Source organism: Variovorax atrisoli 110B, assembly GCF_000382045.1.
GTDB lineage: Bacteria > Pseudomonadota > Gammaproteobacteria > Burkholderiales > Burkholderiaceae_C > Variovorax > Variovorax atrisoli.
In genome coordinates this window covers 328,977-349,241 of record NZ_KB907453.1, presented here as the reverse complement: position 1 = coordinate 349,241, position 20,265 = coordinate 328,977, and the positions used below count along the sequence as shown (strand labels likewise).

Sequence of the window (20,265 nt, the reverse complement as noted above, 5' to 3'; positions counted from 1 at the left end):
GCTGCGTATCATCCGACGCATGCAAACGACCAACCCCTCGGGCAGGCCCAAAGTCGTCATCGTCGGCTGCGGATTCGGTGGCCTCGAAGCGGCGCGCAAGCTGCAGGACGCCGACGTGGACGTGACGGTGATCGACAAGACCAACCACCACCTGTTCCAGCCGCTGCTCTACCAGGTGGCGACCGCAGGGCTCGCAGCGCCTTCCATCGCGGCGCCGGTGCGCGGGTTGTTCCGCGGGCAGAAGAACATCACGACGCTGCTGGGAGAGGTCAGCGGCATCGACCCGGCCGCGCGATCGGTGCAGCTGGCCAACGGCGACACCGTGCCATACGACCACCTGATCGTCGCCGCCGGCGCCACACACAGCTACTTCGGGCATGACGAGTGGTCCACCGCCGCACCCGGGCTGAAGACGCTGGCCGATGCCTTCGAGATCCGCCGCCGCGTGCTGCTGTCGTTCGAAACCGCCGAGATCACCGCCGACCTGGAACGCCGCCGTGCATTGCTCACCTTCGTGGTGATCGGCGCCGGGCCCACCGGCGTCGAGATGGCCGGCACGCTGGCCGAGATCGCCAAGCACACGCTGTCGGGCGAGTTCCGCCACATCGATCCGGCCAGCGCCCAGGTGCTGCTGATCGAAGGTGGGCCGCGCGTGCTGCAGGCCATGCCCGAGTCGCTGAGCGTCAAGGCGCTGGAGCAGTTGCAGAAGCTCGGCGTCGAGGTGCGCCTGAACGCCCGGGTCACCGCCATCGACAACGCCGGGCTCGAAGTGCAGACCGGCGGCGGTGCTGACGGTGCACCGGTCCAGAGCTACCGTATCGATAGCAGCTGCGTGGTGTGGGCCGCGGGCGTGGCGGCCTCGCCGCTGGGACGGATGCTGGGCGCAGCCACCGGCGTCGAATGCGACCGCGCGGGCCGCATCAAGGTCGAGCCGGACCTGAGCCTCGCGGGGCACCCCGAGATCAGCGTGGTCGGCGACCTCGCCGCCGCCATGAGCTATGCCCCCGGCAAGCCGCCCAAGCCCGTGCCCGGCGTGTCACCCGGCGCCAAGCAGGCGGGGCGCGCGGCCGCCGCCAACATCCTGCGCCGCATCGCGGGCCGGCCTACGGTGCCGTTCCGCTACGCCGACTACGGCAACCTCGCCACCATCGGCCGCAACTCGGCCGTGGTCGACCTGGGCACGCCCTTCGGCCCTCTGCGCTTCAGCGGCCGGCTCGCGTGGCTTTTCTGGCTGTTCGCGCACGCCTACTTCCTGATCGGCTTCCGCAACCGCATCGTGGTGATGATGGATTGGGCGAGCGCCTACTGGAGCTTCCAGCGCAATGCGCGCGTGGTGGCCGACGTGCAGGGCAAGAGCGAGTCCTGAGAACGAGCCGCGATGCTCTCGCTGTTCATCTGGCTCGCCGCGCATGCCGCCGAGGCGCTGTTGTGCCTCTGGGTGCTGCGCTGGGGCGGCGCCGAGCGGCTCGAAGGAACCTTCGCCTCGGGCTTCCTCTTCAGCAGCTTCGCGCCGCGATGGAGCGCCGAGGGGCTGAAGATGGCGGCGCTGATCCTGCTGGTTTTCTGCGCGATCAGCTTCGCAGCGGGCCTCATCGTGCCCGGGCTGCGCTGCTTGGGCAGTTGCTAGGGGAATCGAGATTCGAGCGGGGCCACGACCGTCGATTCGCCCTGAGAGCGCCCCGCCCCACCGGAGCCGGAACTCACAGGCTCAGAAGAGCCCTCCCCACCGGCCGCCGCCCCAGTGCGGCTGCGCCTGTTGTTCCTCGCGCTGGTGCTTGCGCCACTCCCACGGCGGCGTCGGCTGCGGATCGGCCCATAGGCCGGCGCGGCGTGCCTGCGCGCGCTCCTGCAGCTTGAACAGGCCTCCGCCGCGCCTGGTGGCGAGGTGGTTGTAGTCGTACACCCAGGCCCACCCTTCGGACACCATTCGGCTGCCGGCGTCCTCGCCATTGCAGCTCACGTCGGCCACGGTGCGGCCGTAGCGGTCGGTGTCGACCTCGGTGATGAGCGCCTGTTCGCCGAAGCAGATGCCGCTGAGCGCCTGCCTGCTGCGCTGACCGTAGGGCTGGGCCTTCTCGGGAGCGTCGATGGCCGCGATGCGCACCTTCACGCGCTCATAGGCGCCGATGCGCCCGCAGCGCGCGGTGAGCGTGTCGCCGTCGCTGATGCCGACGACGAGGCAGTTGCGTGGTGCAGCCTGGGAAAGGTGGGGAAAGGCAAGAAGAAGCAGAGAAAGAAGACAGGAAGGCAGCGCGCGAAAGTGCATGAAGAAGCCGGAAAGACCAGGAGATAGGCAGAATGGCCGGTCCGGTCGAGGCTAAGTGATCCGCGCACCGGAACAATTCGGGACACAGTTTTTTTCCTTTCTTTCTCGCGTTCTTACCCGAACCGCGCTTCGAAGGAGACCCCGCACATGCAGGAACCCACCCGGGACGACTGGTTTTCCGCCGCCAACGACGCATGGGATGCAGGCGCGCACAAGAAGGCGCTGTCGCTGTTCCTCAAGGCCGCCGTCGCCGGCGAGACCCACGCGCTCAACAGCGTCGGCTACTTCCTCGACCACGGCATCGGCGTGAAGCAGGACAGCACCGCCGCCCGCCAGTGGTACCGCAAGGCCGCCAGGGCCGGCGACATCGCAGGCTGCGCCAACCTCGCCATCTGCTATCGCGACGAAGGCAACTTCCGCTGGGCCCGCTACTGGTTCGAGCGCGCCTACGCCGCGGGCGACGGCGACGCGGCACTTGAGCTGGGACGCCTCTTCCTGTGGGAAGGCCCGCACAAGAACCACCGCAAGGTCGTCGACTACCTGACGAAGGCGATGGCGGCGCCTCAGGTGACGCCGAACGGGAGGGAAGAAGCCGGGAAGCTGCTGAAGTCGCTGGGGCTCGGGCACTGACCGGTCAAGTGCCCACCCTTTCAGCCGGATTCACTTCGCCTCGCTCTCCGCCTCCTGCAGCAGGCGCCACATGACCTTCCCGCTCCCGCTCTTGGGCAGCGCGTCGACGAACTGCACCTTGCGCGGGATCTTGTAGACGGCCATGTTCTCGCGGCACCAGTCGATGATCTGCTGCTCGGTGGTGTCCTTGTGCGTGGGGCGCAGCACCACCACGGCCTTGACGGATTCGCCGCGGTAGTCGTCCTTGGTCGAGATCACGCAGGCTTCCTGGATCGCCGGGTGGCGGAACATGAGCAGCTCGACCTCGGCGGGCCACACCTTGAAGCCGCTCGCGTTGATCATGCGCTTGAGGCGGTCGGTGATGAAGAAGTAGCCGTCCTCGTCCATGCGGCCCATGTCGCCCGAGCGGAAGAAGCGCTTGCCCTCGAACTCGACGAAGGCCGCCGCGGTGGCGTCGGGCCGCTTCCAGTAGCCCTGGAACACCTCGGGGCCGTGGATGATGATCTCGCCCGATTCGCCGATGGGCATTTCCTTGAGCGTGTCGGGGTCGACCACGCGCGCATCGGTGCTCATGAACGGGATGCCCAGGCACTGCTGCTTGGGGTTGTCCAGCGGGTTGGTGTGCGAGGGTGCGGCGGTCTCGGTGAGGCCGTAGCCCTCCTGGTACTTCAGGCCGTACTGCTCGAAGAGGCGCTGCGCCACGGCCTGGGGCATGGCGGCGCCGCCGCCGCCGATGTAGGTCATGCTCGACAGGTCGTAGTCCTTGAAGTTGGGGCTGGCCATCAGGTCGATGACCATCGTCGGGATGTTGGTCCAGGCCGTGACCTTCCAGCGCGAGATGAGCCGGCCGGCCACGTCGCGGTCCCAGCGCGGCATGATGATCAGCGTGGCCGCCGCGAGGATGGCGGTGTGCATCATGCTCACCACGCCGGTGATGTGGAACATCGGCACCACCGCGAGCACAACCGTCTCGGAGGTCGAGCAGCCCCACATCTGGCCTGAGACGGCGTTGTGCATCAGGCTGGAGTGGTTGTGGATGCAGCCCTTGGGCAGGCCGGTGGTGCCGCTGGTGTAGGGCAGCAGCGCCATGTCGTTGGCGCCCACCACGTGCTCGGGCGGCGGGTGGCCGGCCTCGAGCGCGTCGGTCCAGGCGATGACCTTGCCGCCATCGAGCGCGGGCAGCGGGTGGCGCGTGGTGAGCCACTCCTTCCAGGCGGGCGCCGGGGCGTCGTCGCCCGAGGCTTCGGCGTCGAAGGCGTCGGTGAACTGGGTCACGATCATGTGGTCCAGCCGCTGCTCGGGCGGCAGCGAGTTGCTGGCCTTGGCCAGCTCGGGCGCCAGGTCGCCGGTGATGAGGGCCACCTTGGCGTCGGGGTCGGTGATGTAGTGCTTGAGCTCCTCGGCCCGGTTCATCGGGTTGACCGGCACCACCACCGCGTTGGCGCGCAGGATCGCGAAATGCGCGATCACCAGTTGCGGGCAGTTCTGCATGTCCAGGATCACGCGGTCGCCGCGCTTCACGCCCAGCGCGTGCAGCGTGCCGGCCAGCCGGTCGACCTGCGCGGCGAACTCGCGGTAGCTGGTCACGCGGCCGAAGAACACCAGCGCAGGCTTGTCGGGGTAGCGTGCGGCCGAGGTGGCGAGGTTGTGCCAGAGCGAGGTGGCGGGGACGGTGATCGAGTGCGGGAGGCGCTTGGGCCAGAACTTGTAATGCGGGCGTTGTTCCATGGTGGGCACGGGCGGGGGATGGACGAGAGGGCGGGAAGGTGGATTCCCGCCAGCCTAAGCCGCCACGTCCGCCGCTCGCATCGGGGAAGCCCCCGGGGGCGTCGCCTAGGTGACGCCATTTTTTCTCACATGCCCGGCTCCTGCCGGATGCGCTCTGCGACTACAGACAGGCGCCGCCTTCCGCGCGATACCTGCGGGCTGTTCTCTTTTCCTTTCCCCTCCCGTCCACCCACTCACCCACCGAAGGAGCTTCCATGGCAGCAGAAAAGCACGCGAGCGTTCACTGGGAAGGCGCCGGCAAGACCGGCAAGGGCCTGGTCAGCACCGAGACCGGCGCCCTCAAGGACTACCCCTACGGCTTCGCCAGCCGCTTCGAGGACGACAAGCGCGGCACCAACCCCGAGGAAATCGTCGGCGCCGCGCATGCCGCCTGCTTCACGATGGCCTTCGCCTTCGCGCTGGAGCGGGAAGGCCTGGCGGCCACGAAGATCGACACCCGCGCGGCCGTGCGGCTGGCCAAGGACGGCGACGGCTTCAAGATCGACCGCATCGCGCTCGAACTAGACGCCAGCGTGCCCAACCTCGACGAGGCGAAGTTCCAGCAGATCGCGGCCGCCGCCAAGGCCGGCTGCCCGCTGTCGAAGGCGCTGGCGAGCGTGCCCGAGATCACGCTGAAGGCCACGCTGGCCGGCTGAGCGGTCTGCCTATGATCGTCTCCTCACAAAAACAGGAGACGGATCATGAACAAGCCCATCCGGACCGCACTCGCGGTCCTTTCCCTCGGCCTCGGCGCCACGGCGGCGATGGCCGCCTTTCCCGACAAGCCGATCAAGATCGTCATCGGCTTTCCCGCCGGCGGCCCCCTCGACCAGCATGCGCGCCTGCTGACCGACAAGCTGCAGGCCGTGCTGGGCCAGCCGCTGATCGTCGACTACAAGCCCGGCGCGGGCGGCTCGGTGGGTGCCGACGCGGTCGCCAAGAGCCCGGCCGACGGCTACACGCTGATGCTGGCCAATACGGGCGTGGCGGTGATCAACGGCGCGCTCTACAGCAAGCTGCCCTACAACACGCAGCGCGACTTCGTGCCCATCGCGCGCACCGCGATGCAGCCGCTGGCCCTCTTGGTCACGCCCAAGCTGCCGGTGCAGAACCTGAAGCAGTTCATCGACTACGCCAAGGCGCGGCCCGGCCAGGTCAACTACGGCTCGGCCGGCAACGGCGGCATCAGCCACCTGGTGCCGGAGATGTTCAAGACCGCCACCGGCATCTTCATGGTGCACATCCCCTACCGAGGCAGCGCCCCGGCCTTCACCGACCTGATGGGCGGGCAGGTCCAGTTCATGGCCGAGTCGATCCCGCAGGCGGCCAACTACCACAAGCAGGGCAAGGTGCGCGCCCTGGCCGTGACCAGCCGCGAGCGCAACCCCGCCCTGCCCGACATCCCGACCGTGATCGAGTCGGGCGTCAAGGGCTTCGAGGTGGTGGGCTTCTACGGCTTCCTCGCGCCGAAGGACACGCCGAAAGACGTGGTCGCCAAGCTGAGCGACGCCTTCAGGCAGGTGCTCAGCAACCCCGAAGTGCGCGAACGCATGGTGAGCCAGGGCGCCGACCCGGCCTTCCTTGGCAGCGAGGATTTCGCGCGCTTCCTCGCGACGGAAACACCGCGCTGGGAGAAGGCAGTGAAGGCATCCGGCGCGCGGATGGACTGATCCCGCGCAGAACGCCGCTCAGGGCGGCGTGGCCGCGTGCCGCTCGAGCCGTGCGCGGTCCAGCAGCTCGATCGCGCGGTAGCGCACGCGCAGCGTGCCGTCCTCCTCCCACAGCTTGAGCTGCCGGTTCACGCTCTGGCGCGACACGCCGAGCATGAACGACAGGTCTTCCTGCGACACGCCCAGCAGCGCGCCGCCGCCCTTGCCCGTGCCCTCATCCGCGCCCTCCGCGCGCGCGTCCAGCGTGAGCAGGCGGTGCGCGAGCCGCACCGGCAGCGGCATCAGGATCACGTCGTCGATCCACGCCAGCGCCTGGCGCAGCCGCAGGCACACCAGCCGGGTGAAGGCCATGTGCACGTCGGGATGCTCGGCCACCAGCCGATGGAAGTCCGCCGCCGCGACCACCGCCATCTCGGTGGTGTCGACCGCGCAGGTGTCGTAGACGCGCTCGCGCCCCACCAGCAGCGACACCTCGCCGAACCAGTGGCCGGGTTCGAGCATTGCGATCACCGCCTCGCGCCCGCCCGGCGCCACCACGCTCACGCGCAGCGAGCCGGCCACCACGCCGAATAGAGCGTCCGGCGACGAGCCCTTGTGGAAGAGCGATTCGCCGCGCGCCAGCGTACGCCGGTGCGCCACTTCGAGCAGCCGCCGCTGCACGTCCTCGGCCAGTCGCATGTCGCCGTTGTGCACCGGCGATGGCTGCGCGTCCGGGGCCGTGTCGGAGGATGAAGGGAGCGTGCGTGGCATCGCGGGTTTGTCCGTAGCGTCGATTGCCAACACCGGACAGTCTTGTTTCAGGGGCGTGCCGATAGTACGCAGCGAGCCCGGGCCGGCGCATTCGCGCCAACCCGATGTCAGCAGCCATTCCTGTCACATGGAGCACACCCGATGAGCAAAGACGACACCCCACGCACCGAACTCCAGGCCCGCCGCGAGCGCCTCGTGCTCGACCACTTCGCCGACGAGACCCGGCAGGACTTCGACGCCGTGCTCGGCACCTTCCCGCATCCGCACTACGAGCTGGTTCCCAGCGGCGAGGTGCACGACGGCATCGCCCAGGTGCGCCAGTACTACATCGACACGCGCCGCGCCTTTCCCGACCAGCGCCACGAGATCATCCAGCTGCGCCACGCCGACGACTCGGTGATCGTCGAGTTCTGGCTGCTGGGCACGCACAAGGGGCCGCTCAAGGGCCTGCCTCCCACCGGCAACAGCTTCCGCTGCCGCATGAACGCCTTCTTCATCTTCGAGGGCGACCGGCTGGTGTGCGAGCGCGTGTACTTCGACACGCTCACGATGCTGCGGCAGCTGCTGGCGGGCGTGCCGGCGGAGCAGGTCGGCGCACTGGTGGGCGGGCTTCTGGGCCAGCCGGCCGCCGCACGCGCGGCAGCGGCAGCAGAGACGGCCACGGCATGAACGCGCTGCGCGGCGATGCGCTCGCGGGCCGGCATGCCATCGTGACCGGCGGCGCGCGCGGCATCGGGCTGGCGATCGCGCGGCGCTACCTCGCGGCCGGTGCAAGCGTCGCGCTGTGGGACCTCGACGCGCTGGCGCTCGCCCATGCCATGGAGACGCTCGCGCCGTTCGGCAAAGCCGCGTCGGCGGTCGTCGACGTGCGTGAGGAAGACCAGATCGCCCGCGCGGCCGCGCAGTCGCAGGAGCGCTTCGGCGGCATCGACGTCCTCGTCAACAACGCCGGGGTGCTGGGGCCGACGGTGCCGGCCTGGGAGCACACGCCCGCGCAGTGGCGCAACGTGCTCGACGTCAACCTCACGGGGGCATGGCTGTGCTGCCGGGCAGTGGCACCGGCGATGCTCGCGCAGCGGCGCGGCCGCATCGTCAACATCGCCTCGGTCGCAGGCAAGGAGGGCAACGGCTTCAACGCCGCGTACTCCGCCTCGAAGGCCGGTCTCATCGCGCTCACCAAGTCGCTGGGCAAGGAACTGGCCTCGTCCGGCGTGCTGGTGAACTGCATCACGCCCTCGGCGGCAGACACCGAGGTGTTCGCCGCCGTTCCGGCCGAACACCGCGAGCAGCTGCGCACCGCCCTGCTCTCGCGCGTGCCGATGGCGCGCTTCGTCGAGGTCGACGAGGTGGCCGCCATGGCGGCATGGCTCGCGTCGGACGACTGTTCCTTCAGCACCGGCGCGGTGTTCGACATCTCGGGCGGGCGCTCGACGTACTGAGCGCCCGCTCATTTCGCTTCGCTTCCCTCGAAGGCTGACAAGGAGACCCCATGACCAGAGACCCCGAACCCTCGGGCTTCGCACAGCTGGCGGATTTCGACGGCGCGCGCGACGCTGCCATGCCGCAGGACCGCCTGCGCGCCATCCGCCGCGCCGCCGAAGGCCTGCGCGAGCGCCTGCTCGACGCGCCGCCGGTGCGCTTCGCGCGCAGCTTCGACCTGCTGCGCATTCCGTACCCGGCGTGGTTCGCCTTCACGGGCGTCTATTCGCAGCAGCTGATCAAGCCGCACATGGTGCATCTGCTGGCGCGCACGGTGGTCGTCCAGTACGACGACTTCGAGGGCCGGCTGCGCACGCTGCTGTTCACGCCGGCGGACTTCGAGGCCGGCAACGAGACGCCCTACTTCAAGCGCCTGGCCGAGCAGACGCCGAAGTTCCTGCACAAGGCGATCGCGCCGGTCTACCGGACCGTGCCGCAGGCGCTGGCGAGCTGCGGCATCGCGCCGGAACAGGTCGACTACATCACCTACGACCACCTGCACACGCAGGACCTGCGCCGGTGGCTGGGCAGCGGCGCCACGCCGGGCCTGCTGCCCAACGCCAGGCTGCTGGTGCATCGCCAGGAGCTCGCGAGCGTGCAGGGCCTGATGCCGGTGCAGGCCGAGTGGTACTGCCCGCACGGGCTCGACGGCATCCCGGCCGAAAGAATCGTCGCTTTCGACGGCAGCATCCAGCTCGGCCGCGGTCTGGCGCTGGTGCACACGCCGGGCCATACCGAAGGCAACCATTCTCTGGTCTACCGCACGGGCGACGGCCTGCGGGTGAGCAGCGAGAACGGCGTGGCGGCCGACAGCTGGGCGCCGCTGCGGTCGCGGCACAACGGCATCCGCCGCTACGCGCAGGCCACCGGCGCGGAGGTGATCCTCAACGGCAACACGCAGGAAAGCAGCAACGACCAGTACCTGTCGATGGTGCTGGAGAAGACGCTTGCAGGCAGCTCGGCAGCGCACGGCTTCAGCAACGTGGTGCCGTCGGCCGAATGCACGCCGCACTGGCTCTTTCCGGGGGCGCCAGCCAGCTTCCTCTGGGGCGAGACCAGCTTCGGAACGCCGGTGAAGGCCTGACCGAACGATTCGACAACGAGGAGACAGACGATGAACACAGCCACCCTGGCCGGGGCGCAAGCGCAATCCCAGGCGGACGCCGATGCGCGCGAGGACGCCGCCCTCTTCCGCAGGATCACCTGGCGCCTGATGCCGCTGCTGTGCGCCTGCTACGTGCTGAACTACCTGGACCGCACCAACGTGGGCTACGCACAGCTGCAGATGAAGGAGCAGCTCGGCTTCAGCGACGCGGTGTTCGGCCTGGGCGCCGGCATCTTCTTCATCGGCTACGCGGTGTTCGAGATTCCGAGCAACCTGATGCTCGCGAAGATCGGCGTGCGCGCCACGCTGCTGCGCATCATGGGCCTGTGGGGGCTGGCCTCGGCGGCGATGATGTTCGCGACCACGCCCGCGCAGTTCTACGTGCTGCGCTTTCTCATCGGCGTGTTCGAGGCCGGCTTCGCGCCGGGCGTGCTGTTCTACCTGACGCTGTGGTTCCCTTCGCACCGCCGCGCGCAGGCCACGGCCCTCTTCTTCATGGCCTTCGGCGCGGCACCCATCGTGGCCGGACCGATCGCGGGGCTCACGATGACGTACCTCGACGGCGCGCTGTCGCTGCGCGGCTGGCAGTGGCTCTTCCTGCTGGAGGGGCTGCCGAGCGTGCTGCTGGGCATCGCGGCCTTCTGCTGGCTGTCGAACAGTCCGGCGCAGGCGGCCTGGCTCAGCGCCGCCGAGAAGCAGCGCGTGGCCCGCCTGCTGGCCGAAGACCAGGCCGCGCACGGCGCCGCCGAGCGCCACACCTTCGGCGCGGCGATGCGCGACGGCCGGGTCTGGCTGATCGGCTTCATGTCGTTCCTCATCATCCTGGGCATCTACGCGCTGTCGTTCTGGCAGCCCACGATCCTCAAGTCGATGGGGCTGAGCGTGCTGCAGATCGGCTTCTATTCGGTGATCCCGGCGATGGCGGGCATCGCGGCCAACATCGTGGTGGGCCGGCACTCCGACCGCAGCAAGGAGCGGCGCTGGCACTTCGCGCTCAGCGCGGTCGCGGGTGCGGCCGGGCTGGCGCTGACCACGTTCTTCATGCACGACGCGATCGCCGCCGTGCTCTGCCTCGCGCTGGCGGCCATGGGCATCTCGGCGGCGTTCACCGTGCTGTGGGCTGTGCCGGGCAACTTCATGTCGAAGAGCGCAGCGGCCGCGGGCATTGCGCTCATCAGCACCATCGGCGGCAGCGCGGGGCTGGTGGCGCCGATGATGGTGGGCTGGCTCAAGCAGCTCACGGGCGGCTTCACCGCCAGCCTCTACGTGCTGAGCGGGGCGCTGGTGCTCTCGGCATTGCTCATGCTTGTGGCACTGCCTGCCAGCGCGCTGGGGCGCCCCCGGCACTGAATCGGCGCACCGCGCCGGCCTCCCGACCGGAGGCATGCTCCATTCAGGTGCGCAAATCTTGCATACCAGTTGGCACAGAAGCTGCTGGTATGCAGGCATATGGCCATCTCCGCATCCGAAATCAGTGCACGCATCGTCGAGGCGGTGATGGCGCAGAAGCTCGCGCCGGGCTCTCGCCTGGGCGAGCAGCAGCTGGCGATGCTGTTCGACTGCAGCCGCACCATCGTGCGCGAGGCGCTCACGCGGCTGGCGGCGCGCGGCATCGTCACCGTGAGCGCGCGGCGCGGCTGGTTCGTCATCGAGCCTTCGCAGGACGAGGCGCGCGAGGCCTTCGAGGCGCGGCGCGTGATCGAGCTGGGGCTCATCCGCAGCGTGGGCAAGATCGAGAAGACCGCCCTGCGCCAGCTCAAGGCGCACCTGCAGCGTGAAAAGGCCGCACTGAAAGAGAGCGACGTCGGCAACCGCAGCTTCCTGCTGGGCGATTTCCACGTCTGCCTGGCCGAGTGCCTGGGCAACACGCTGCTGGCCGACACGCTGCGCGACTACACGGCGCGCACCACCCTGATCGCGATGCTCTACCAGTCCACGCACGACGCGGTGCAGTCCTGCGAGGACCACGTGCGCATCGTCGCGGCGCTGGAGCGCGGCGACCACGCCGCCGCCGAGGCGCTGATGGCCGAGCACATCGGCACCGTGCAGTCGGCCCTGCGCGTGCAGGCCCCCTCCGATCCGCTGGCGCAGCTGCGCGACGCGCTGGCGCCGCTGCACAACACCGCCGCCACTGCCCCCGCAACGCCCAAGGGCAGGCGCCGCAAGCCCGGCGCGCCGCCCGATTCCGATTCTTCGACTTACCTAGGAGCCCTGCTATGACCTTCTCTGCTTCCAAACGCCGCATCGCCCTGGCGCTCGCTTCCGCCGCCATGCTGGCCTCGGCCGGCGCCGCGCACGCCCAGAACGCGCTGGACAACGTGCTCAAGGCCAAGACCATCAAGATCGCCGTGCCCACCGACTACCCGCCCTACGGCTCGGTCGACAAGAACATGAAGCCGCAGGGCCTCGACGTGGAGATGGCCGAGCTCATCGCCTCCAAGCTCGGCGTGAAGGTCGAGCTGGTGCCCGTGACCAGCGCCAACCGCATCCCGTACCTGCAGACCAGGAAGGCCGACCTCGTGATCTCCACGCTGGGCAAGAACCCCGAGCGCGAGAAGGTGATCGACTTCTCGTCGGCCTACGCGCCCTTCTTCCAGGCCGTGTACGCCCCCAAGAGCATGAAGCTCACCAGCTTCGCCGACATGGCCGGCAAGACCGTGGCCGTGACGCGCGGCGCGATGGAAGACCAGGAGCTGAACAAGGTGGCGCCGCCGAACGTCGACTACCGCCGCTTCGAGGACAACAACGCGACCATCGCCGCCTTCGTGGCCGGCCAGACGCAGACCATCGCGACCAGCGCCGCCGTCGCGGGCGACATGCTCGCCAAGAACCCGAAGGTCAGTGCCGAGTTCAAGCTGCTGCTCAAGGACAGTCCCTGCTTCGTCGGCGTCGCCAAGGGCGAGACCGCGCTGAAGACCAAGGTCAACGAGATCATCGCCGCCGCCAAGAAGGACGGCACGCTGGACGCCCTGTCGAAGAAGTGGCTGGGCAAGGCTGCCGGCGACCTGCCGGTCTGAACAAGTACTCCCACATGCTTCGCGCACTTCGTGTCGCTGCGCACACCCCCTCGCCGGGGGCGACGCCTGCGGCCCGGCAACGCCGGTTCCGCGGCGTTCCACGAAGGGAAGACTGACTTATGAACATCGAGTTTGATTTCGGCGCGGTGCTCTCCGAATGGCCGCTGCTGCTGCGGGGCGTTGCATGGACCATCGGCCTGACCGCGGTCGGCACCGTGCTGGGCATGATCGTGGGCACCTTCTGCGCGTGGGCGCGCGCCGACGGCCCGAAGTGGCTGCGCGCCATCGTGGGCACCTACGTGGAGCTGATCCGCAACACGCCCTTCATCGTGCAGCTGTTCTTCATCTTCTTCGGGCTGCCGGCGGCGGGCGTAAAGCTCACGCCGGAAGTGGCCTCGGTGATCGCGATGGTGCTGAACCTGGGGGCCTACTCCACCGAGATCATCCGCGCCGGCATCGAGGCCACGCCCAAGGGGCAGATCGAGGCGGCAGTGAGCCTGGCGCTGAGCCGCTCGCAGGTGTTCCTGCGCGTGGTGCTGCCGCCGGCGCTCAAGAAGGTATGGCCCGCGATGGTGAGCCAGATCGTCATCGTGATGCTGGGCTCGGCGGTGTGCGGGCAGATCTCCACCGAGGAACTGAGCTACGCGGCCAACCTCATCCAGAGCCGCAACTTCCGCGCCTTCGAGGCCTTCATCGTTGCCACGCTGATCTACCTGGCGCTGTCGGTGGCGCTGCGGCGGCTGCTCGACTGGGCCGGGCCGAAGTTCTTCTTCGGCCGCTGAGCAACCAAGCGAAAGCACCCCGACATGGCTGATTTTTCTCTCTGGGACATCCTGCGCAACCTGCTGCTGGCACTGCGCTGGACTGTCGTGCTCTCGCTCATCGCCTTCATCGGCGGCGGCATCGTGGGCGCGCTGCTGCTGTTCCTGCGGCTGCGCGGCGGCAAGGCGATCGGCCGGGCCGTGGGCCTCTACGTGCAGCTCTTCCAGGGCACGCCGCTGCTGATGCAGCTCTTCCTGGCCTACTTCGGCATCGCGCTCTTCGGCGTGGACGTGTCGGCGTGGACCGCTGCCAGCGTGGCGCTCACGCTCTACACCAGCGCCTTCCTCACCGAGATCTGGCGCGGCTGCGTGGCATCGATCCCCAAGGGGCAGTGGGAGGCGTCGGGCAGCCTCGCCTTGAGCTTCGGCGAGCAACTGCGCCACGTGATCCTGCCGCAGGCGGTGAAGATCGCCATCGCGCCCACGGTGGGCTTCCTGGTGCAGGTCATCAAGGGCACCGCGCTCGCGTCGGTGATCGGTTTCGTCGAACTCACCAAGGCCGGCAGCATGATTTCGAACGCCACCTTCAAGCCCTTCGTGGTGTTCAGCTGCGTGGCCCTGCTTTATTTCGTGCTGTGCTTCCCGGTGAGCCTGTACGCCAAGAACCTCGAGAGGAAATCCCATGGCCGCCGTGCTTGACCCTTCGCAACAACAGACGCCCGCCACCTCGGTGGGCTCGCCCATCGTGCGCATCACGGCGCTGCGCAAGTCCTACGGCACCAACGAGGTGCTCAAGGGCATCGACCTCGACGTGAAGCGCGGCGAGGTGATCGCCATCATCGGCAAGAGCGGCTCGGGCAAGAGCACGCTGCTGCGCTGCGTCAACGGCCTGGAGGTATTCCAGGAAGGCTCGCTCACGGTGGACGGCAAGCCGCTGCTGCACGAGAGCGCCATGGCCATGCGCGAGCTGCGCCAGCGCGTGGGCATGATCTTCCAGAGCTTCAACCTGTTTCCGCACCTGTCGGTGGGCCGCAACGTGATGCTCGCGCCCACGCTGGTCAAGAAGCGCACCAGCCTCGAAGCCGCCTCGCAGGCCCGCAAGCTGCTCGCACGCGTGGGCCTGGCCGAGAAGTTCGACGCCATGCCTGACCAGCTCTCGGGCGGCCAGCAGCAGCGCGTGGCCATCGCCCGCGCGCTGGCGATGGAGCCGGCCGTGCTGCTGTGCGACGAGATCACTTCCGCCCTCGACCCCGAGCTGGTCGGCGAGGTGCTGCGCGTGGTGGAGTCGCTGGCCGACGAGGGCATGACGCTCCTCATGGTCACGCACGAGATGAACTTCGCGCGCAAGGTCAGCGACCGCGTGATCTTCATGCACCAGGGCCGCGTGCACGAGATGGGGCCGCCGGCGGAGCTCTTCGGCAATCCGCAGACGGCGGAGCTCAAGCAGTTCCTGTCCTCGCTGCACGACTGAGCCGGAGCCCTGCGGTTATCCTCTGCCCATGGCCTGCCTGCGTACCGCCTCCATTATTCGACCCATCCGTAAGACGGTGGGTTAGCGCGCGGCACTTCGAACGACACATCAGGTACACGCCATGCAACCCGCCCCAGGAGGCGGGTTTTTCGTTTCCTGGGGCTCTTCTCTTCAAGCCTTCAGGAGATCGAGATGACACCGCCACTCCCCCGCCCCGTGCTCCACATCGTCTGCGGCAAGATCGGCGCCGGCAAGTCCACGCTCATGCGGCAGCTCGCCGAAGCGCCCGCCACCGTGCTGATCAGCGAAGACGTCTGGCTGGCGGCGCTGTACCCCGGCGAGATCCACGAACTGCCCGACTACGTGCGCTGCGCGGGCCGGCTCAAGCAGGCCATGGCGGACCACGTGGCCGGCCTGCTCAGGGCCGGCGTGTCGGTCGTGCTCGACTTTCCGGCCAACACGGTGGCCGGCCGCCGGTGGATGCGCGGCATCTTCGAGGCGGCCGGCGCGGCGCACAGGCTGCACTTTCTCGACGTACCCGACGAGGTCTGCAGACAGCGCCTGCGGGCGCGCAACGCGAGCGGCACGCATCCCTTCGAGACGACGGACGAGCAGTTCGAGCTGATCAGCAGCCACTTCGCGGCGCCTTCGCCGGAAGAAGGCTTCGACGTGGAGCGGCACGCCTGAGCCGACGCGCCGCTATGCTCTGCCCCCGATGCAGATCGAACAAGCCAGGCCCTCCGAGGCCGCCACCGTCGCGGCCGTCCTCAGCGAAGCCGCCCAATGGATCGCCGGCGAGGGCCGGCCGCTGTGGTCGGAGGCCGACGTCGGGCTGGAGCGCGTGCAGCGCGACACCGATGCCGGCGGCTACTTCATCGCCCGCGAAGGCGGCGAGGTGGCGGGCGTGATGCGGATCGACCTCGATGACCCGGGCTTCTGGCCCGAGATGGAGACCGGCACATCGCTCTACGTGCACAAGCTCGCAGTCAGCCGGGCCTGGGCGGGGCGCGGGGTTTCGATACGGCTCCTGGAATTCGCACGCGAACGCACCGCAGGGCTCGGCCGCCCCTTCCTGCGGCTGGACTGCGTGGCCGACCGGGCGCCGCTGCGCTCGCTGTACGAGCGCTTCGGCTTTTCACTGCACAGCGTGATCCACAAGGGCGAACGGGCCTTCGCCCGCTACGAATTGCGCGTTCCCTGCGCCTGAGCCGGCTCAGTCAGCGTCGGGCCTGGGCAACTGCACGGCCCACCAGAGCTTGCCGGTCACCCAGTGCCGCTCGAGGCCGGGCGGCGGCGGCAGCGAATGCTCGTCGCCCACCCACAGCACGCCGTGGCGCTCGACCTGCGCAACCGACACCCATGGGCTTGCGACCAGGTCGCCTTCGAGCAGCACCAGCGGCCGCTCGGGCAGCCTCAGCGCGATGGCGCTCGCGATGCGCGAGGAACCGCCGACGATCATGACAGGCCCGCCCAGCACGACGCGCGCCGGCGGACCGATGCGCGCAGCGAAGTGCTCCGAGCGGAAGCCTGCGGACTTGCTCTTGGACAGGCCCAGTCCGCTCATCGGCGACATCACCCAGGTCAGCGCGAACAGCAGGATCTGCACCGCCAGGAAACCCGTGGTCGCGTCACGGCGCTCGATGCGATGCCAGCGGCCCATCGGCAGCAGCAGCATCAGCGCCGCACAGGTGAAGGACATGAACGCAGTGCCCCACTGGAACTGGAGGTCGGCCCCGGTGGCCAGGCCGATCAGCACGATGACCGTCAGCGGCAACAGGCCCCAGATGAAAAGGAATGCCCGCGCGTCGGGGCCGACCTCAGGTGGCGGCGTCCCGGTTTGCCGCGACGCGGGTGCGGCGGCGCTCCTCGTCTTCCACAGCAGGCCCGCAGCCAGCAGCAGCGCCGGGCTCAACCTGTTGAGCTGGTCGGCCAGCCAAAGCAGTGCATGGGCGGTGCGCTGCGCGCACGTCATCGCGGCGCCCAGCGACGTGTGGCGGGCGTAGCGCAGCGGCAGGAAGTCGTGCGTCACCAGCCACCAGAGATGCGGTGCGAACACCGCGAAGGCGACGGCCGCGGCGCCCAGCAGACCGCGCAGGTGCAGCGGGTCGCGCCAGCCGCGCTGCGTGAGCCAGAAGGCGATCACGCTCAGAGCCGCCAGCGCAACCTGGTACTTGGCCAGCGCCCCGAGGCCGAGCATGAGCCCCAGCGCAAGCCAGGCGACGCGCGAGCGGTCCGCGAAGGCGCGCCAGCAGAACCACGCAGACGCCGCCACGAAGAGGAGCAGCACCGTGTTGTGGTTGTAGAAGTCGAGGCGGCCGCTGTAGTAGGTGATGTTCAGCGAACCCAGCATGGCCAGCGCCGCGAAATGGCTGCCCGCCAGCTCGCGCACGAGCCGCCACGAGATCACGAGCGCGCCGCAGATCACCAGCGCGCCGGCGGCGCTCACCACCCATTCGTGGATGCCGAAGAGCTGCACCAGCGGCCAGATCATCATCGTGGGCAGCGGCGGGTGCTTGTGGTAGCCCCACTCGATGGAGCGGACCCAGGTGAGCTGCTCGACGGAATCCGTCGGCGGCGTCAGGTGCAAGGCCGAAAGCACGCACAGCCATGTGACGGCCCAGAGCGCCATCCAAGCCATCGCGGACGCAAAGTGGGAATTGCCGCGTGGCCGGGCAATCGGCGATGGCGCATCGTCGCGTACGGCAGGGCCGGCCGCGCGCACCGAAGCATCCCCGGTGCCATCGGGTTGAAGCAGCATGAAAAAGCATCCGTATGAGAGTGGAAAGAGCCGGCGCCAACGCCTGCTCCCGTCGCTCGCATGGGTGGCATTCCTGTCGTCGCAGGAATGCGTGCCTGGTGCGCCCGCCGAATATAACCATTTCGCACTACATAACTTTACTTTCGGGATGGAAAAATTTACATGTAGTTTGAAAATTCGGCGCCACAGAAGCCGGGTCCAGGGAACCCTGCGCGCCTGTGGCAAGCTCCCACGGCTATGAACTTCCGTCCCGTGCTTCCTTCCACCAGCTCCCGTCGCCGGGTGCTGCACGCGCTGCTGGGCGCCGCGGTCCTGCAGGCGCCCTTCGCCGCGCTGGCCGGCTTCAATTTCTTCACCAGCGAATACACCGCCAGCCGCGACGAGCTGCAGGCGCAGATCGCCAAACGCTTTCCGGTGGCCGAGCGCTACGCCGAGATCTTCATGGTCGGCCTGCGTGATCCGCAGCTGGGGCTGGATTCGAGGGCCAACCGTGCGGCCATCACCGCCACGCTGACCATCGCGAGCCCGCTGCTGGCAGCCTCGCCGGTGCAGGGCGTGGTGTCGGTCAGCAGCGCGCTGAAGTACGACGCCACGGCACGCGCCCTGCGGCTGGACCAGCCCAAGGCCGAGCGGCTCGAGCTGCAGGGCATCGAGGGCCGCGACGCCGAGCGGCTGCAGAAGGTGGGCGCGGTGGTCGCGCAGGAACTGCTTCAGGGGCAGGTGCTGCGCAGCTTCACGGCCGACGAACTCACGGTCGGGCGCAAGACCTACGAGATCGGCGACATCACGGTGCAGGACAACGGGATCAAGGTACAGCTCAAATGAAATACACCCTTCTGGCTTCGGTGCTGGTCCTTGCCGGCTGCACGGCCATCATGCCCACGGCCACGCAGCATTTCGACCTCGAGGCGCATCGCGGCGGACGCGGGCTGGCACCCGAGAACACGCTGGCCGCCTTCTCCAACGCCGTCGACATGGGCGTCACCACGCTGGAGCTGGACATCGGGCTCACTTCCGACGGCGTGGTGGTGATCTCGCACGACACCTCGCTCAACCCCGACCACACGCGCGATGCGAGCGGCGCATGGCTCGCGCCCAGGAGCGGCGCACCCATCCGCACGCTCACGCTGGCGCAGCTGCAGACCTACGACGTGGGCCGCATCAACCCGGCGAGCAACTACGGCAAGCAGTTCGCGTTGCAGATTCCGCGCGACGGCGAGCGCATCCCCACGCTGGCCTCGCTCTTCGCACAGGTGCAGGCGCGCGGCGCCGAGGCGGCCACGGTCCGCTTCAACATCGAGACCAAGATCGACCCCTCGAAGCCCGACGAGACCGCCGCGCCCGAACCGATGGTGCGCGCGCTGCTCGCCGAGATCGACAAGGCGAACATGGCCGGGCGTGTGACCATCCAGAGCTTCGACTGGCGCACGCTCACGCTGGTCGGCAAGCTCGCGCCGCAGATGCCGCGCGCCTACCTCACCACGCCGCGCACGCTGAAGGACAGCCGCTGGACCGACGGCCTCGATGCCGCCAGCTTCGCCTCGGTGCCGCAGATGGTCCGGGCCGCATCGGCCAACGCGCCGGGGCCGGTGGTCTGGTCGCCGGCCTTCGCCGACCTCACGCCCGAGGTCATCCGCGAGGCGCACAAGCTCGGCCTGAAGGTGCTGCCCTGGACGGTGAACCAGCGCGCAGACATGCAGCGGCTGATGGACTGGGGCGCCGACGGCATCATCACCGACTACCCCGACATCCTGCGCGACCTGATGCGCGAACGCGGCCTCTCGCTGCCGCCGCCCGGAAGGAACGCGTCGTGAGCGCCGCGCTGCAGCAACTCGACAACGTCGCCGCGCGCGTCGCGGCCCTGCGCGACAGCCAGGGCGGCCCCGTCACCACGCTGTCGGACGAGGCCCGCGCCAGCACCGAATTGCTGGGCGCCCTGCCCCCGCGCTACGGCGAGGTGCTGCTGGGGCTGCTCGACCGGCTCGAATCGAGTGCGCTCTTCAGCGAGGAAAGCTGTTCGTTCAGCCAGAAGGACCTGCTCGACAACCTGCAGGTGTGGGTCGACAAGGCCCGAGGCCAGCTGGTCTCTTGACCGGCGCGCCGTTTGGCCGGTTTATCATCCCGCCTCATGCGCACCCTGCTGCTCGCCATCATGATCGTCCTGCTGCCCGTGCGCGGCTGGCTGGGCGACGCGATGGCGGTCGAGATGGTGCGCCACTCGCTGCCGGCGGCCATGGAAGCCGCGACCGTGGCTTCCGCTGCGGCCGAAGCCCACTGCCACGAGGCAATGGACGCGGATGCGGGCGGCGGCGACATGGCGATGGCCATGGACATGTCCGCCCACGGCAGCAGCCATGACGACGGCGGCTCCGGCACCACCAGCCACGGCGACCACCAGGGCTGCGGCACCTGCGTCGCCTGCCAGGTCTGCCACACGGTCGCGCTCGGCGGCATGCCCCTTGTCGCCATCGTCCACGGCGCGCCCCAGGCGTCGCCCCCGGCGCACGCGGCCCGCTTCGTCAGCGCGGAGCCCGTCCAGGGCCTGAAGCCGCCCATTTCCTGATCTCCCTGCCCGTAGTCCGTCCGCAGTG

Annotated in this window: 24 protein-coding genes; 20 read left to right on the top strand and 4 right to left on the bottom strand. The window is 68.9% G+C overall.

The features are described from left to right. Positions 1–19: 19 nt before the first annotated feature. Together G369_RS0115550 and G369_RS0115545 are read left to right on the top strand one after the other, a co-directional pair. Complete coding sequence (locus G369_RS0115550; RefSeq protein WP_019654933.1) at positions 20–1,366, top strand: NAD(P)/FAD-dependent oxidoreductase; 1,347 nt, start codon at positions 20–22, stop codon at positions 1,364–1,366. 12 nt (positions 1,367–1,378) lie between these two features. Then, positions 1,379–1,627, top strand: coding sequence for a hypothetical protein (locus tag G369_RS0115545; RefSeq protein ID WP_019654932.1), 249 nt, complete (start codon positions 1,379–1,381; stop codon positions 1,625–1,627). Positions 1,628–1,708: 81 nt separating this feature from the next. Here G369_RS0115545 and G369_RS0115540 read toward each other — a convergent pair whose 3' ends face one another. After that, the gene (locus G369_RS0115540; RefSeq protein WP_019654931.1) at positions 1,709–2,266 is read right to left on the bottom strand and encodes a thermonuclease family protein; all 558 of its coding nucleotides are present in this window, start codon (positions 2,264–2,266) and stop codon (positions 1,709–1,711) included. Between the two features lie 147 nt (positions 2,267–2,413). Here G369_RS0115540 and G369_RS0115535 point away from each other — a divergent pair, with 147 nt between their 5' ends. After that, positions 2,414–2,896 carry a tetratricopeptide repeat protein gene (locus tag G369_RS0115535; RefSeq protein ID WP_019654930.1) on the top strand — a complete coding sequence of 161 codons (483 nt, stop codon included), beginning with the start codon at positions 2,414–2,416 and terminating at the stop codon, positions 2,894–2,896. Positions 2,897–2,926: 30 nt separating this feature from the next. Here the strand turns inward: G369_RS0115535 and G369_RS0115530 are convergent, their stop codons facing one another. After that, positions 2,927–4,624 carry a long-chain fatty acid--CoA ligase gene (locus G369_RS0115530; protein WP_019654929.1) on the bottom strand — a complete coding sequence of 566 codons (1,698 nt, stop codon included), beginning with the start codon at positions 4,622–4,624 and terminating at the stop codon, positions 2,927–2,929. A gap of 254 nt (positions 4,625–4,878) precedes the next feature. On the opposite strand from G369_RS0115530, the gene G369_RS0115525 reads away from it, so the two are divergent. Both G369_RS0115525 and G369_RS0115520 read left to right on the top strand, forming a co-directional pair. Next, positions 4,879–5,319: an OsmC family protein gene (locus G369_RS0115525; RefSeq protein WP_019654928.1), complete on the top strand. Its 441-nt coding sequence runs from the start codon at positions 4,879–4,881 to the stop codon at positions 5,317–5,319. Between the two features lie 45 nt (positions 5,320–5,364). Then, the gene (locus G369_RS0115520) at positions 5,365–6,333 is read left to right on the top strand and encodes a Bug family tripartite tricarboxylate transporter substrate binding protein (protein WP_019654927.1); all 969 of its coding nucleotides are present in this window, start codon (positions 5,365–5,367) and stop codon (positions 6,331–6,333) included. 18 nt (positions 6,334–6,351) lie between these two features. On the opposite strand, the gene G369_RS0115515 is transcribed toward G369_RS0115520, so the two are convergent. Beyond that, the gene (locus G369_RS0115515) at positions 6,352–7,083 is read right to left on the bottom strand and encodes a Crp/Fnr family transcriptional regulator (RefSeq protein WP_038114761.1); all 732 of its coding nucleotides are present in this window, start codon (positions 7,081–7,083) and stop codon (positions 6,352–6,354) included. A 141-nt stretch (positions 7,084–7,224) separates the two neighbouring features. Between G369_RS0115515 and G369_RS0115510 the strand changes: the two genes are divergently transcribed. The 11 genes from G369_RS0115510 (at position 7,225) to G369_RS0115460 (ending at position 16,123) form a co-directional block, all read left to right on the top strand. After that, positions 7,225–7,752 carry an ester cyclase gene (locus tag G369_RS0115510; RefSeq protein ID WP_019654925.1) on the top strand — a complete coding sequence of 176 codons (528 nt, stop codon included), beginning with the start codon at positions 7,225–7,227 and terminating at the stop codon, positions 7,750–7,752. Further along, positions 7,749–8,522 carry an SDR family NAD(P)-dependent oxidoreductase gene (locus tag G369_RS0115505; RefSeq protein ID WP_019654924.1) on the top strand — a complete coding sequence of 258 codons (774 nt, stop codon included), beginning with the start codon at positions 7,749–7,751 and terminating at the stop codon, positions 8,520–8,522. Before G369_RS0115510 ends, G369_RS0115505 begins: the two co-directional genes overlap by 4 nt. A gap of 50 nt (positions 8,523–8,572) precedes the next feature. Further along, positions 8,573–9,646: an MBL fold metallo-hydrolase gene (locus G369_RS0115500; RefSeq protein WP_019654923.1), complete on the top strand. Its 1,074-nt coding sequence runs from the start codon at positions 8,573–8,575 to the stop codon at positions 9,644–9,646. A 30-nt stretch (positions 9,647–9,676) separates the two neighbouring features. Further along, positions 9,677–11,017 carry an MFS transporter gene (locus tag G369_RS0115495; protein ID WP_019654922.1) on the top strand — a complete coding sequence of 447 codons (1,341 nt, stop codon included), beginning with the start codon at positions 9,677–9,679 and terminating at the stop codon, positions 11,015–11,017. A 99-nt stretch (positions 11,018–11,116) separates the two neighbouring features. After that, positions 11,117–11,887 (top strand): GntR family transcriptional regulator, encoded by a 771-nt coding sequence (locus G369_RS0115490; protein WP_020723086.1) that lies wholly within the window; start codon positions 11,117–11,119, stop codon positions 11,885–11,887. After that, complete coding sequence (locus G369_RS0115485) at positions 11,884–12,684, top strand: transporter substrate-binding domain-containing protein (protein ID WP_019654920.1); 801 nt, start codon at positions 11,884–11,886, stop codon at positions 12,682–12,684. The genes G369_RS0115490 and G369_RS0115485 overlap by 4 nt, the downstream gene beginning before the upstream one ends. Positions 12,685–12,803: 119 nt before the next feature. Beyond that, positions 12,804–13,466, top strand: coding sequence for an amino acid ABC transporter permease (locus G369_RS0115480; RefSeq protein WP_019654919.1), 663 nt, complete (start codon positions 12,804–12,806; stop codon positions 13,464–13,466). A 24-nt stretch (positions 13,467–13,490) separates the two neighbouring features. Next, on the top strand, positions 13,491–14,144 hold the full coding sequence (locus tag G369_RS0115475) for an amino acid ABC transporter permease (protein ID WP_019654918.1): 654 nt from the start codon (positions 13,491–13,493) through the stop codon (positions 14,142–14,144). Beyond that, positions 14,128–14,916: an amino acid ABC transporter ATP-binding protein gene (locus tag G369_RS0115470; protein ID WP_019654917.1), complete on the top strand. Its 789-nt coding sequence runs from the start codon at positions 14,128–14,130 to the stop codon at positions 14,914–14,916. The genes G369_RS0115475 and G369_RS0115470 overlap by 17 nt, the downstream gene beginning before the upstream one ends. A 192-nt stretch (positions 14,917–15,108) precedes the next feature. Continuing rightward, positions 15,109–15,603 carry a P-loop nucleotide/nucleoside kinase family protein gene (locus G369_RS0115465; protein ID WP_019654916.1) on the top strand — a complete coding sequence of 165 codons (495 nt, stop codon included), beginning with the start codon at positions 15,109–15,111 and terminating at the stop codon, positions 15,601–15,603. A 28-nt stretch (positions 15,604–15,631) separates the two neighbouring features. Further along, positions 15,632–16,123, top strand: a complete 492-nt coding sequence (locus tag G369_RS0115460; protein ID WP_019654915.1) for a GNAT family N-acetyltransferase — start codon at positions 15,632–15,634, stop codon at positions 16,121–16,123. 6 nt (positions 16,124–16,129) lie between these two features. Here G369_RS0115460 and G369_RS35825 read toward each other — a convergent pair whose 3' ends face one another. Next, complete coding sequence (locus G369_RS35825) at positions 16,130–17,545, bottom strand: ArnT family glycosyltransferase (protein WP_019654914.1); 1,416 nt, start codon at positions 17,543–17,545, stop codon at positions 16,130–16,132. 366 nt (positions 17,546–17,911) lie between these two features. Between G369_RS35825 and G369_RS0115450 the strand changes: the two genes are divergently transcribed. From G369_RS0115450 to G369_RS0115435, 4 genes are read left to right on the top strand one after another with little or no spacing between them, the layout of a single operon-like run. Then, the gene (locus G369_RS0115450; protein WP_020723085.1) at positions 17,912–18,499 is read left to right on the top strand and encodes a DUF1439 domain-containing protein; all 588 of its coding nucleotides are present in this window, start codon (positions 17,912–17,914) and stop codon (positions 18,497–18,499) included. Next, the gene (locus G369_RS0115445; RefSeq protein ID WP_019654912.1) at positions 18,496–19,488 is read left to right on the top strand and encodes a glycerophosphodiester phosphodiesterase; all 993 of its coding nucleotides are present in this window, start codon (positions 18,496–18,498) and stop codon (positions 19,486–19,488) included. The genes G369_RS0115450 and G369_RS0115445 overlap by 4 nt, the downstream gene beginning before the upstream one ends. Further along, complete coding sequence (locus G369_RS0115440; protein WP_019654911.1) at positions 19,485–19,766, top strand: hypothetical protein; 282 nt, start codon at positions 19,485–19,487, stop codon at positions 19,764–19,766. Before G369_RS0115445 ends, G369_RS0115440 begins: the two co-directional genes overlap by 4 nt. Before the next feature lie 36 nt (positions 19,767–19,802). After that, positions 19,803–20,237, top strand: a complete 435-nt coding sequence (locus G369_RS0115435) for a hypothetical protein (RefSeq protein ID WP_019654910.1) — start codon at positions 19,803–19,805, stop codon at positions 20,235–20,237. Positions 20,238–20,265: the final 28 nt, after the last annotated feature.